This window comes from Aestuariimicrobium sp. Y1814, from assembly GCF_050113895.1.
Taxonomy (GTDB): domain Bacteria; phylum Actinomycetota; class Actinomycetes; order Propionibacteriales; family Propionibacteriaceae; genus Aestuariimicrobium.
This window is the reverse complement of the sequence record NZ_JBNJRW010000006.1, coordinates 76301-88430: the sequence shown is the minus strand read 5'-3', so window position 1 is coordinate 88430 and position 12130 is coordinate 76301. Positions and strand designations below refer to the sequence as shown.

15 protein-coding genes, 1 tRNA gene and 1 pseudogene are annotated in these 12130 nt (G+C 67.6%); 10 read left to right on the top strand and 7 right to left on the bottom strand.

Features of this window, described 5'->3' with window-relative positions:
• Positions 1-3: 3 nt before the first annotated feature.
• Positions 4-666, top strand: a complete 663-nt coding sequence (gene pdxH / locus ACQE3C_RS08755; protein ID WP_434538797.1) for a pyridoxamine 5'-phosphate oxidase — start codon at positions 4-6, stop codon at positions 664-666.
• Here the strand turns inward: pdxH and ACQE3C_RS08750 are convergent.
• Entirely contained in the window at positions 644-1336 is a 693-nt protein-coding gene (locus tag ACQE3C_RS08750; RefSeq protein WP_434538796.1) for an acVLRF1 family peptidyl-tRNA hydrolase, read from the bottom strand. The two genes, pdxH and ACQE3C_RS08750, sit on opposite strands and share 23 nt — an antisense overlap.
• Before the next feature lie 82 nt (positions 1337-1418).
• Here ACQE3C_RS08750 and ACQE3C_RS08745 point away from each other — a divergent pair, with 82 nt between their 5' ends.
• The 6 genes from ACQE3C_RS08745 (at position 1419) to ACQE3C_RS08720 (ending at position 6444) form a co-directional block, all read left to right on the top strand.
• The gene (locus ACQE3C_RS08745) at positions 1419-2582 is read left to right on the top strand and encodes an N-acetylglucosamine-6-phosphate deacetylase (RefSeq protein ID WP_434538795.1); all 1164 of its coding nucleotides are present in this window, start codon (positions 1419-1421) and stop codon (positions 2580-2582) included.
• On the top strand, positions 2579-3274 hold the full coding sequence (locus ACQE3C_RS08740) for a metal-dependent transcriptional regulator (protein ID WP_434538794.1): 696 nt from the start codon (positions 2579-2581) through the stop codon (positions 3272-3274). The genes ACQE3C_RS08745 and ACQE3C_RS08740 overlap by 4 nt, the downstream gene beginning before the upstream one ends.
• Positions 3271-4347, top strand: coding sequence for a hypothetical protein (locus ACQE3C_RS08735; protein WP_434538793.1), 1077 nt, complete (start codon positions 3271-3273; stop codon positions 4345-4347). Before ACQE3C_RS08740 ends, ACQE3C_RS08735 begins: the two co-directional genes overlap by 4 nt.
• 13 nt (positions 4348-4360) lie before the next feature.
• Positions 4361-5203 (top strand): class I SAM-dependent methyltransferase, encoded by an 843-nt coding sequence (locus tag ACQE3C_RS08730; protein WP_434538792.1) that lies wholly within the window; start codon positions 4361-4363, stop codon positions 5201-5203.
• A gap of 36 nt (positions 5204-5239) precedes the next feature.
• Positions 5240-6055 (top strand): sulfonamide-resistant dihydropteroate synthase Sul2, encoded by an 816-nt coding sequence (gene sul2 / locus ACQE3C_RS08725; RefSeq protein ID WP_001043260.1) that lies wholly within the window; start codon positions 5240-5242, stop codon positions 6053-6055.
• Between the two features lie 86 nt (positions 6056-6141).
• Positions 6142-6444, top strand: a complete 303-nt coding sequence (locus ACQE3C_RS08720) for a phosphoglucosamine mutase (RefSeq protein WP_000251875.1) — start codon at positions 6142-6144, stop codon at positions 6442-6444.
• A 175-nt stretch (positions 6445-6619) separates the two neighbouring features.
• Here ACQE3C_RS08720 and ACQE3C_RS08715 read toward each other — a convergent pair.
• Positions 6620-6787: pseudogene (locus tag ACQE3C_RS08715) on the bottom strand (IS91 family transposase); the annotation flags it as partial.
• Between the two features lie 476 nt (positions 6788-7263).
• Between ACQE3C_RS08715 and trxA the strand changes: the two are divergent.
• Positions 7264-7635 carry a thioredoxin gene (trxA, locus tag ACQE3C_RS08710; protein WP_434538791.1) on the top strand — a complete coding sequence of 124 codons (372 nt, stop codon included), beginning with the start codon at positions 7264-7266 and terminating at the stop codon, positions 7633-7635.
• An 82-nt stretch (positions 7636-7717) separates the two neighbouring features.
• On the opposite strand, the gene ACQE3C_RS08705 is transcribed toward trxA, so the two are convergent.
• A tRNA-Arg gene (locus ACQE3C_RS08705) sits at positions 7718-7790 on the bottom strand.
• A 71-nt stretch (positions 7791-7861) separates the two neighbouring features.
• On the opposite strand from ACQE3C_RS08705, the gene ACQE3C_RS08700 reads away from it, so the two are divergent.
• Positions 7862-9241 carry a UTP--glucose-1-phosphate uridylyltransferase gene (locus ACQE3C_RS08700; protein ID WP_434538790.1) on the top strand — a complete coding sequence of 460 codons (1380 nt, stop codon included), beginning with the start codon at positions 7862-7864 and terminating at the stop codon, positions 9239-9241.
• Positions 9234-9626, top strand: a complete 393-nt coding sequence (locus ACQE3C_RS08695) for a hypothetical protein (RefSeq protein ID WP_434538789.1) — start codon at positions 9234-9236, stop codon at positions 9624-9626. Before ACQE3C_RS08700 ends, ACQE3C_RS08695 begins: the two co-directional genes overlap by 8 nt.
• Positions 9627-9701: 75 nt before the next feature.
• Here ACQE3C_RS08695 and ACQE3C_RS08690 read toward each other — a convergent pair whose 3' ends face one another.
• The 4 genes from ACQE3C_RS08690 to ACQE3C_RS08675 form a co-directional block, all read right to left on the bottom strand.
• Complete coding sequence (locus ACQE3C_RS08690; protein ID WP_434538788.1) at positions 9702-10079, bottom strand: MscL family protein; 378 nt, start codon at positions 10077-10079, stop codon at positions 9702-9704.
• 204 nt (positions 10080-10283) lie between these two features.
• A complete protein-coding gene (locus ACQE3C_RS08685; RefSeq protein WP_434538787.1) occupies positions 10284-10916 on the bottom strand; it encodes an SAF domain-containing protein in 633 nt (210 codons plus the stop codon).
• A gap of 111 nt (positions 10917-11027) precedes the next feature.
• Positions 11028-11372 (bottom strand): FmdB family zinc ribbon protein, encoded by a 345-nt coding sequence (locus tag ACQE3C_RS08680; protein WP_434538786.1) that lies wholly within the window; start codon positions 11370-11372, stop codon positions 11028-11030.
• Between the two features lie 61 nt (positions 11373-11433).
• Positions 11434-12102 carry a 5-formyltetrahydrofolate cyclo-ligase gene (locus ACQE3C_RS08675; protein ID WP_434538785.1) on the bottom strand — a complete coding sequence of 223 codons (669 nt, stop codon included), beginning with the start codon at positions 12100-12102 and terminating at the stop codon, positions 11434-11436.
• Between the last annotated feature and the right edge of the window lie 28 nt (positions 12103-12130).

The following is a 12130-nucleotide window of genomic DNA, read 5'->3' as shown; positions in this document are numbered from 1 at the left end:
CCCATGGTCGACCTGCACAGCGCCCGGCGTGAGTATGCCGGGGAACCCATTCCCGGCGACATCGACTCACCCTGGCCGCTGTTCGAGCAGTGGTTCGACCAGGCCCGGCAGGCCGAGCGGGACGGCGCGCTGATCGAGCCCGCAGCGATGACCGTGGTCACCGTCGATGCCGACGGGCAGCCCAGCGCGCGGGTGCTGCTGCTGAAGGCCTTCGACGCCGAGCGGGGCGAGCACGGCAGCTTCGACTTCTACAGCCACGCCACCTCGCGCAAGGGCATCGCCCTGGAACACAACCCCAGGATCGCGCTGCTGCTCTACTGGCCGGCACTGAACCGCCAGGTGCGCATCGAGGGTACCGTCACCACCCAGCCCGCCGCCGAGGCCGAGGCGTACTGGCACGAGCGGCCCAAGGCCTCGCAGGTGGCCGCCGTCGTCTCGCACCAGTCGCACCCGCGCGACTCCCGGGCCTCGCTGGAGGCCGAGTTCGCTGCCGCCACCGCCGAGTACGCCGACCGTGAAGTGCCCTGCCCGCCGGACTGGCGCGGCTACCGGGTCAGCCCGCACCGCTTCGAGTTCTGGCAGGGCCTGCCGGGTCGCCTGCACGACCGGGTCGCCTGCACCCTGCAACCGGACGAGGCCTGGTTCAGCGAGCGGCTCGACCCCTGATCGCCTGGTCGTCCAGGTCGATCGTGATCGCCCGGGCCAGGCCGACAGCGTCCTTGAGCACGTCCAGCCGCGGGTCGGGCACCGGCAGCACCGGGTGGGCCGTGCGCAACGCGGCCAGCGGTGCCAGCCGCGCATCGTCCAGCACCGCCGCCACGAACGCGGCGTCGCCCCCACAGACCAGGCCCTCCAATGACCCCACCTCGGGCAGCAGCCGGGTCAGGCACCGTTCGACGGTGGCCTCGACCGCCTTGTCGGCCTGGTTGCCGCGGCGGCGGGCGTAGCGCTGCTGCGACCAGCCACCGGCCTTCGTCCGGCCCTGAACATAGGACGTGTCGACCTTCGAGGCGACCAGTTCACCGCCCTCGGCGATCCCCACCGCGTGCGCGGACTTGCGACCCAGCAGCAGGCCGATCCTTCGGTCGCGGGTGAGGTGGCGGACAACTGCCCCCGGTGAGGCGTCCTCGGCGAGCGGTTCCCACGGGTTGTGCAGCAGCGCGTGGGCGCCGTCGGTGGCGGTGAGCAGCACCGTCCGGGGGGCCACGACCCAGGTGGTGGGGCCGTGTCCCTGCCGGAACCGGTCGACCCACCCGGACAACCGCTCAGGGCTGACGCTCACCCGCTTGACCCACTCGGGGGATTCAGCAGTCGGCGAACCGGGGGATCCATTCACGCACCCACAGTGCCCCAGCCGTGGGCATCTCGCCACCCTTGTCGGTGCAGCGGCCTAGGCTGTCACCAACAACAGACTGGGGATGGAGGGTTCGGTCGTGACTCTGATCGCATCGCACAAGGTCGTCACGGGGGACACCGGCCCGGAGCCGCGCCCCCTGACCCTGCGCATCGAGGACGAGCGGGTCCTCGACGTGCGTGACGGGATCGATGCCGCCGCCGAGCTGGTCGACGGCTGGGTCATCCCCGGCTACGTCGACACCCACTGCCACGGGGCCGCCGGTACCGACCTGGCCGCCGCCGACCCCGACGGGGTCGCCGCGGCGATCGCCCACCACCGCCGCCACGGCACCACCACCCAGTTCGCCAGCACCGTGACCGAGTCGATGGACGAGGTCGTCGCGCAGGTCGGACGACTTCGTCCGCTGGTCGAGGCGGGGGAGTTGGCTGGCATCCACCTGGAGGGGCCGTTCCTGTCGGAGGCGAAGAAGGGCGCGCACAACCCCGACCTGCTGGTCGACCCCACCCCTGAACGGGTCTCGGCGATCCTGGAGGCCTCCGGCGGGTCGGTGCGCTCGATCACCCTGGCCCCCGAACGGGAGCACGGCCTGGCCGCGACCGCCGCCTTCACCGAGGCCGGCGTGATGGTGGCCTTCGGCCATTCCGATGCCGACCACGTGACCACCCGCGCCAGCCTCGACGCCGGGGCAGGGGTGGTCACCCACCTGTTCAACGCGATGCGCCCCATCCACCACCGTGAGCCCGGGCCGATCCCGGTGCTGCTCGACGACCCCCGCGCCATGGTCGAACTGATCTGCGACGGCACCCACCTGCACCCCGATGTGATCGCGATGGCCATCGACGCCGCCGGCATCCACCGGGTGGGGCTGGTGACCGACGCGATGAGTGCCACCGGGCAGCCCGACGGGGACTACGGCCTGGGTAGCCTGCGGGTGGGCGTGCGGGGTGGGGTGGCCAAGATCCTGAACGACGACGGTTCCCTGGGGGCCATTGCCGGGTCGACCCTGACGATGGGCGCAGCGGTCGAGTTCGTCGTCAGCCAGGTCGGGCGCGAGGTTGGTGAGGCCGCCATCATGGCCGCCACCACCCCTGCGCGCAGGTTCGGGGTCGACCAGGTCGGCCAACTGGTGGCAGGACGACTGGCCGACCTGTGCATCGTCGATGATGGAGGTGCGCTGCAGAAGGTCATGCGGCGTGGTGTCTGGGTGGAAGGGGCTGGCTCATGAGTGAACTGATCGACACGACGGAGATGTACCTGCGGACGGTCTACGAGCTGAACGAGGAGGGGGTGCCGCCGATGCGGGCGCGCATCGCCGAGCGCCTGCACCAGAGCGGCCCGACCGTCTCACAGACCGTCGCCCGGATGGAACGCGATGGCCTGCTGCACCTGGCCAAGGATCGCACCATCCTGCTCACCGACGAGGGCCAGTCCCTGGCCGAGGCCGTGATGCGCAAGCACCGGCTCGCTGAACGCCTGCTCACCGACGTCATCGGGTTGGACTGGGAACTGGTCCACTCCGAGGCCTGCCGCTGGGAACACGTCATCTCCGACGAGGTCGAGAAGAAGCTGTTCGAACTGCTGCCTGACGTCCGCGAATCCCCCTACGGCAACCCGATCCCCGGCATGGAGGTGTTCGGCCTGACCGAGCCGGCCCCGGGGTTCCGGGAGGGGAACCGTCCCTTCGGTGAACTGCTGGCGGAGGGCGGCGGGCCGACCAGCGTCGTCCTGGTCAGGATGAGCGAGGCCGTGCAGGCCGACGACGACCTGCTGGCCCAATTGGCTGCCGCCGGCCTACGCCCCGGGACCGAGGTGCACCTGGACCCCGCCCAGCCCCTCACCCTGACCGTTGCCGGGCACGAACCGGTGACGGTGCCGCACGCGTGGGTGGTCGACGCCCTGTTCGGCCGCCCCGCATGAATGCCCCACTTGACCAGGTGATGGACAATGCCGGGCTCATCGCCCTGGCCGATGGCCACTGGTTCGACGCCGCCGAGGCCATGCTGCGCCAGCGGCTGGCCCGCGGCGAGGACGACCCGGCCCTGAAGCTCGCCCACCAGTTCGCCTCGATCGGCCACCGCGTCATCTCGCTGGACGCCGAGGACTTTCTGGAACTGGCCAAGCAGGCCAGTGGCCGCGACTGGAGCCGCCAACTGCAGCGCAGCTGCTTCCCGATCGAACCCCGCGCCCGGGAGCGCGGCGCCCTCGGCTCACTGGTGCCCCTGTACGAGCTGATGCTCGAGGTCATCCAATTGCGTTCGGAGCGCCACGAGCCGCAAGCACTGGTGGTCACCGCCCACCTGATCGCCGAGTACCTCTGCCAGTTGGCCTGGGAACCGCGGCTGGGCCACGGTGGTGACCCGCTGAAGATGCCCCGTGACGTGGGCCAGCGGTGGGGCACCGACGACCCCGACTGCCCGCACTCCTCGGCGATGCGCTCGACCGCCAAGCGGTCGATCAACGCCGGCAAGGGTGACGTGGCCGGGTACACGAACTACCTGGACAAGTTCCACTCCCGGCTGGGTGACACCCTGGCCGTGTGCGGGATGAACCACGAGACCATCGATGCCGGCCAGCGTCCCGATGTGGGCCCCACCTGCCCCAACCCGTGCTCGTGGGCGGTGCGCGGTTCGCTGGAGGAACGCCGCGACCTGGACGCCCGGCTGCGGCTGGCCCTGATCTACCTCGACTCGCCGCTGGTGTCGCTGCGCCACCACGCGCCGGTGGGGCATTTCTTCGGGGTGCCCTCGATCAGTGAGATCTCCGACGGCTGGATCGCGTCCTGGAAGAAGCTCACCCAGCCATGGAAGGACGGCACGAACCCGCTGCTGCATGCACTGGAGGAGGGCACCTACCGCACCGACCCCGACGAGGCCCTGCCCGGGTTGTCGCTGCTGGTGTCGGTGGTCGCGAAACGCCAGATCAGCCCGGGCCACGTGCTGCACGACATTGCCGACGACATCGTCACCACCCTGCAGCACGCCGGGCGCTGAGTAGGCTGTGGGCATGGGCCGTTGGACCGAGTACATCAGCAGGTTCCACCACGAGCGCCCCGGTCTGGCCACCGAGGTGCTCGCCCGGTGTCGCGCCGGTGAGCACAACCCGCACACCTGGCTCGCCCGGGCAGTGAGCGGGTCGTCCCGGCGGGTGGTCGACATCGGCTGCGGGTCGGGCCCGATGAGCCGCATGCTGGAACGTGACGGTCGCACCGTGCTGGGCCTCGACCTGTCCTGGGAGGAGATCCAGACCGCGCACCGGCTGGGCCCCGGGCCCTTCGTGCAGGCCAACGGGTTGGCGCTGCCGGTCGGCAGTGGTGCGGTGGATGCGGTGATCTCGTCGCTGGCGCTGTCGGTGATCGAGGACACCGGCGCCCTGCTCGACGAGGTAGCCCGGGTGCTGCGCCCGGGTGGGATGTTCGCGGCCATCACGCCGACCTATCGTCCGATCAACGTGACCGACATGAAGCTGCTGGGGCCGCTGACCGCCCGGCTGAAGGGCCCGCCCCGGTTCCCGGTGCGCCTCGACATGCGGATGGGGCCGATCCTGCTGGAGCACGGGCTGAAGAAGATCGAGGACGCCCGCGAGCGCTACTACTTCGACGTCAGCAACCTGGAGGACGCCGAGGCCCTGCTGAACGCGCTCTACCTGCCGACCATCGGCGACTTCTCCGTACGCCGGGCGGCGGCCTGGCTGGCGAAGCGGGCTGCGGACGAGGGTGAGCCGGTGCGGGTGCCGATCCCGATGCGGCGGGTGGTGGCCATCAAGATGCGCGCCGAGGAATCAGCTAATGGATCACCGCAAACAGGTTACTCGCCTGGGGATTCCCTTTCGACCCGAGCATCCGTATGAGACTCATGCTCGATTATTATTATTATAGAAGCCCCCATGAATAAATCGCTCATCATTTTCGGCATCGTCAACATAACCTCGGACAGTTTCTCCGATGGAGGCCGGTATCTGGCGCCAGACGCAGCCATTGCGCAGGCGCGTAAGCTGATGGCCGAGGGGGCAGATGTGATCGACCTCGGTCCGGCATCCAGCAATCCCGACGCCGCGCCTGTTTCGTCCGACACAGAAATCGCGCGTATCGCGCCGGTGCTGGACGCGCTCAAGGCAGATGGCATTCCCGTCTCGCTCGACAGTTATCAACCCGCGACGCAAGCCTATGCCTTGTCGCGTGGTGTGGCCTATCTCAATGATATTCGCGGTTTTCCAGACGCTGCGTTCTATCCGCAATTGGCGAAATCATCTGCCAAACTCGTCGTTATGCATTCGGTGCAAGACGGGCAGGCAGATCGGCGCGAGGCACCCGCTGGCGACATCATGGATCACATTGCGGCGTTCTTTGACGCGCGCATCGCGGCGCTGACGGGTGCCGGTATCAAACGCAACCGCCTTGTCCTTGATCCCGGCATGGGGTTTTTTCTGGGGGCTGCTCCCGAAACCTCGCTCTCGGTGCTGGCGCGGTTCGATGAATTGCGGCTGCGCTTCGATTTGCCGGTGCTTCTGTCTGTTTCGCGCAAATCCTTTCTGCGCGCGCTCACAGGCCGTGGTCCGGGGGATGTCGGGGCCGCGACACTCGCTGCAGAGCTTGCCGCCGCCGCAGGTGGAGCTGACTTCATCCGCACACACGAGCCGCGCCCCTTGCGCGACGGGCTGGCGGTATTGGCGGCGCTGAAAGAAACCGCAAGAATTCGTTAACTGCACATTCGGGATATTTCTCTATATTCGCGGTTCAGCAGGCATGTCCCCTTTGAGGGCGACCCGACGACAGGATAATCGACCTTATGGTGCGCAAATATTTCGGCACAGACGGTATTCGTGGCAAAGCCAACGAAGGCGCGATGACGGCGGAAACCGCCTTGCGCGTCGGCATGGCGGCTGGCCGTGTCTTTCGTCGCGGTGACCACCGCCATCGTGTCGTGATCGGCAAGGATACGCGCCTGTCGGGCTATATGCTTGAACCCGCGCTCACAGCCGGTTTCACCTCGATGGGCATGGACGTATTCCTTTTTGGCCCGCTGCCGACAACGTATAGGAAGAATAAACGCCCTTTTCACCCAAGTCCAACAGCTTTGGACCGCAGTTGACTCTTTCGACACCCCTGCGATGCAACCCAATCCGGCTGACGGGGAGCCAGCAACGCTGAAAATTTACCCTCCTCTTTCCCACTAGCGGCTCCTTTTCCGACAACCAGCACGGCGGATCCCTGCCGCGGCGCTGTGAACGCAGCATTTTGATTGGTATCGTTGGCCTTCAGGCTCGTCAGTCAAACAGACCCAGGAGCAGCTCAGCCGGTGGCGCCCGGCTTTCGGGTAACGCCCTGGTCCCGCTGGTTTCGGCTTTGTGCTTCAGGTGATCAAGGATCTGCTTGATCACTATAGGGTCTTCAATGCAGGCGATGACTTTCATGGCGCCGCCGCAGCCGCTGCAAAACAATTCGCTTCGATAAAGCATTTAACCCTATTAATTCAATACTTTTCTTTAAGAACAATATTGCTTTCATTGCCAATTCAGCTGCAAATGCGGTAATCCTGCACGGTGAAAATTTCAACGAAATACAAAAGCTAAATCGTAAAGAAAACCCACTCTATTGTAAACAAGACATTTTTATCTTTTATATTCAATGGCTTATTTTCCTGCTAATTGGTAATACCATGAAAAATACCATGCTCAGAAAAGGCTTAACAATATTTTGAAAAATTGCCTACTGAGCGCTGCCGCACAGCTCCATAGGCCGCTTTCCTGGCTTTGCTTCCAGATGTATGCTCTTCTGCTCCTGCAAGCACCGAGGGACCAGGTACAGAGGCACCAAACTAGCCTCCGGAATCAAACCAGCCCCCCGGGTGTTGGACCACATGTCTGCGCCTCGAACGGGGTGCCCGCCATCTGCAGAGAGGACCCCAACCATGGGTGACAAGACCGTCGAACTGAACGCCGGCAACTTTTCCGAGACCATCGACGCCCACGATGTGGTGCTGATCGACTTCTGGGCCGACTGGTGTGGCCCCTGCAAGCGGTTCGCCCCGATCTACGACGAGGCGTCCGAACGCCACGAGGACGTCACCTTCGCCAAGCTGGACACCGAGGCCGAGCGTGACGTCGCGGCCGGGCTCGAGATCACCTCGATCCCCACGATCATGGCCTTCAAGGAAGGCACCCTGGTCTTCCGCCAGGCCGGCATGCTGAACGGCAAGCAGCTCGACAGCCTGATCGAGCAGGTCAAGGCGCTCGACGTCGAAGCGCTCAAGGCTGAGGCCGCGGCCGCCCAGCAGGGCTGAGCCCGCACCGCCCGCCGCGTCGAACACCAACGAGGAACGCCGCCACTGCCCCGAGGGGCGTGGCGGCGTTCTGCATGCTGGGCGGCCCTGGCAGGAATCGAACCTGCGGCACAAGGTTTAGGAAACCTCTGCTCTATCCCCTGAGCTACAGGGCCATCGGCCCATCCAGAGTAGTCCCCGGCGGCGATCGCGACCAACCCGGTGACGTCCTCGGTAGGGTGGCGCCATGAGCGATGCCGGACTTGCACGTGCCCAGGAGAAGATGCGCGCCGATGGCCAGCCCGAGGCAGCCATTGCCGTGTTCAGCGACTACTACCGCCAGCTCGAGACGGGCCAGACCGGCCTGATCCGCGAGGACACGATCGAGCCGCTGCTCGACCCGCCGATGCTGGCCGACGTGGAGGTCGACGAGGACGCCGCCCGCGACGCGCTCGACAAGACGGTCATCATCAAGCTCAACGGTGGGCTCGGTACCTCGATGGGCCTCGACAAGGCCAAGAACCTGCTGCCGCTGCGTGAGGGCATGACCTTCCTCGACATCATCGTCAAGCAGGTGCTGGCCGCCCGTGAACGCTACGGCGTGAGGCTGCCGCTGCTGCTGATGAACTCCTTCCGCACCGCCGCGGACACTGAGGAGGCGCTGGCCGCCTACCCCGAGCTGGCCCGTGATGGGCTGCCGCTCGGCTTCGTCCAGAACCGGGAGCCGAAGCTCACCGCCGACGACCTGGAACCGGTGGAATGGCCCGCCGACCCCGGCCTGGAGTGGTGCCCGCCCGGTCATGGTGACCTCTACATCGCGCTGCAGGCCTCCGGTGTGCTCGACCAGCTGATCGACAACGGCTACCGCTACGCCAACGTCTGCAACGGCGACAACCTGGGCACCTCGCCGAACCCGACGATCGCCGGCTGGTTCGCCGCCAGCGGTGCCCCCTATGCCGCCGAGGTCTGCCGGCGCACCGTCAACGACCGCAAGGGCGGTCACCTGGCGATCCGCAAGGCGGACGAACAGCTGATCCTGCGCGACACCGCGCAGACCGCCGACGACGAACTGCACTACTTCACCGACGAGCACCGCCACCCCTTCTTCCACACCAACAACCTGTGGTTCGACCTGGTGGTGCTGCGCGACGCGCTGGCCGACCGCGATTCGGTGCTGGGGTTGCCGCTGATCCGCAACGAGAAGACGGTCGACCCGGCCGACAAGACCTCGACGAAGGTCATCCAGATCGAGAGCGCCATGGGCGCGGCGGTGGAGGTCTTCGAGGGGGCCACCGCGATCTGCGTCGGACGAGACCGCTTCCTGCCGGTCAAGACCACCAATGAACTGCTGCTGCTGCGCTCCGACCTCTATGAACTCGATGAGGCCTTCCGCCTGGTGGCCACCACCGATGCGACCGTCAAGGTGAACCTCGACCCGGACCACTACAAGCTGGTCCATGACTTCGATGCCCGCTTCCCGGCCCCGATCGGCCTGCGCGGTGCGACGTCGTTCGACGTGGCGGGGGACTGGAGCTTCGGGCAGGACATCTCGGTGGTCGGCGCGGTCTCACTGGATGCCGAGCAGGCAGGCCCGGTGGCCGACGGCACCGTGCTGCGCGGTGAATGAGCCCGGGGGACCGGCGGGGGCCGGACCTGCCGAGGCGGCGCTGCACCTGGCCATCGGTCACGCGCTGACCGGGGAACGACTCGAGGCTGTGGTACCCGCGGGCAGGCCGGACGCCGCCGGGGTGGTCACCTGGCTGGCGGCTTCGGGGTGGGACGCCACCCGGCTGCAGGCCCACCGGGCGCTGTGCCAGCATGAGCGCGAACCCTGGCCGCACTCGGTGCCCGAAGGACTGGTCACCGCCTGGGGGCAGTACTCCAGCCTGCTGGCCCAGGTGCGGGCGGCCCTCGACCTGCACGGCCTGCACCAGCAGGTGCGCCACGGCCCCAGGGTGCTGGGCCCGGCCGAGCTGAGGTTGCTCGCCGACAAACCACCCCACCACGGCTGAAGTGCCCGGGAACGAGACAGCCCGCGTCCACCGGGAGGACGCGGGCTGTTTGCTTGCCCGGGGGGAGGAAGGGGATCAGGCAGTGGGGTTCTGGCGGGTGGCCAGCAGGTCGCGGATCTCGGTGAGCACCTCGACCTCGGTGGCGACGACCTCTTCGGCCTCGTCGTTCTTCTTCATGCGCTCGACGACCGCGGTGTAGGGCTTCACGATGCCGAAGTAGACGATCGCAGCCAGCAGCAGGAAGGCAACCAGGGCGGTCAGGAACGGGCCGACCGACACGAGGCCACCGGGCTGCCACTCGTCGAAGTTGGGGGCGCCGCCGGCCTTGGCCAGCAGCTCGATGACGATCTGGGTGAATGACTCGACGACGGTCGCGAACGCGCCGCCGATGATGAAGGCCACGGCGAGCTCGATCAGGTTGCCGCGCAGGATGAACTCCTTGAAGCCCTTCATGGGTGTCCTTTCGTGCGGGACTGGTGGCCGGGGTGGCCGGGTGTGCATTGGGGTCCAGTACCGCCGACGTACGGTACATGAGGCCACCCGGTGGTCTCGACACGAAAGGGCCGAAAGTCCAGTCTGACTGGACCAATGTTCCGCGATTTCTCAGGAAAGAGCTTCCCTTGAAGGAGTAGCGATCCCCCTCAGCCCAGGGACACCTCAGCCCAGGGACACCGACAGCCCGGGGTTCGATGCCCAGGCACTCAACCGCACGGCCGTCTGCTCGTCCACGTCGACCACGACCACGCCACTGGCCGAACCGCCGGTGTCGAGCACACCTTCGTCGACCACCTGCGGCACCGCGGCGATGCGGACACGCCTGGCCAGCACCACGGGGGTGCCCGCGTCGTCCGAACCGATCACCGTGATCTGGTCGCCGACTCGCAACAGGGCCAGCACCGCCGGGTCGTCGACCCGCACCGGCACCAGCAGACGCCCCTCGGGCACCCGGGTGGAATCAATGACCGAGTGGCTGCCCAGCGGCGAACCCCGCGGCGACGCGGCCACCAGCACCCGGCCCAGCAACTCGTCCGAAGTGCCGGCAGCCCCACCGGGCACAAGCTCGGGCGGGTAGCCGACCACCCGCAGGTCGCCGGCGGTGAGGCGGTGGCCGGCAGGCAGGTCGGCGGTGGTGACCACCACCTCGACATGATCGGGTGCCGCCGGTGACAGCACGGTCAGGCTCGCCAGCACGGCCACCCCGGCCGCCACCGCCGCCACCCAGCGGCGGTGCCAGCGCAGGAAGGTGGTCAACCGGGTGCGCCAGGGGCGCGGAGGGGAGTTCTCGCTCACACCACGGTCATGGCGCCGGACCGGCCCAAGTGTTCAGTTGTCCACAGGAAATCTTCGCTGATCCCCCACGGACGTCACCGGCCGGCCCGGAGAAGCGGGCCGGGAACAGGCTCAGGCGCTGGCGGGCGCCGAGGACGAAGTGGTGCTGCTCGAGCTGGGGGCGGGGCTGCTCGACGAAGGCGACGAGTCCGAGGAACTCGAGGTGGTCGACGCCGAGGTGTCGCTGCTGCTGGCGCTCTTGCCCGCGTCGCCGCCGGCCGGCACCGAGGCGGTGTTCTTGCTGCGGTTGTCGGTGGCGTAAAAGCCCGACCCCTTGAACACGACCCCGACCGCGTTGTACACCTTGCGCAGCTCGCCACGGCATCGCGGGCACTCGGTCAGCGAGGCATCGGTGAACTTCTGCACGACCTCGAGGTCGTTGGCGCATTCTTTGCAGCGGTACTGGTACGTGGGCATCGACTCATCCTGGGGTGACAGCGGGCAGACGGGCCGACCTTCACGGTGGCCACCGTGCATTCTACGTGTTCGCGCAGTGCTCCACCGACCGCTGTTCACCCGCAGCGTGCTGTTCACCGGCGGCGACAAGCTCAACCGTCGTCCCGGTGTCGGCCACGTGGATCGTGCCGACCTCGGTGACCAGGGCATCGACCCGGTGGTCGTGCTCCGCGTGGGGCAGGGTGTCGAACACGTCCTGCTCGTCGACCACCAGCAGCACCCGCGCTCCCGGCCGGGTGTGCACCAGGGCCCGGTCGAACCAGCCCGCCCCGGCGCCCAACCGGGAACCGTCTCGTCCACCGGCCAGGCCCGAGACCAGCACCAGGTCGGCCTCGTGCAGGGTCGCCGCGGGCAGGGCCGGCCCCGTGGGTTCGGGGATGCCGAGGTAGCCGGGTCGCAGGTCCGAGGGGCCGCGGTACCAGGCCCAGGTCGGGTCCCGCCGGGCAGCGCCGGGGGTGTCGGTCAACGCCGGCACCAGGATCCGCTGGCCACGTCGCCACAGCACGGCCGCCGCCTCCAGCGTCGAGGGCTCGTCCCCGCGCGACAGGTACAACGCCACCACCGCGTCATTGGGCACCTGCGGCAACAGGTGGCGCAGCCGGGCGATGTCACGGGCCTGGCGCACCTTGGGTGGGGTCTCACGGCGCCGCTGACGGGCCTCGCTGCGCAATGCCCGCTTGGCTGCTGCCACCGGGAAATCCACCCGAGTCACGTGGGAG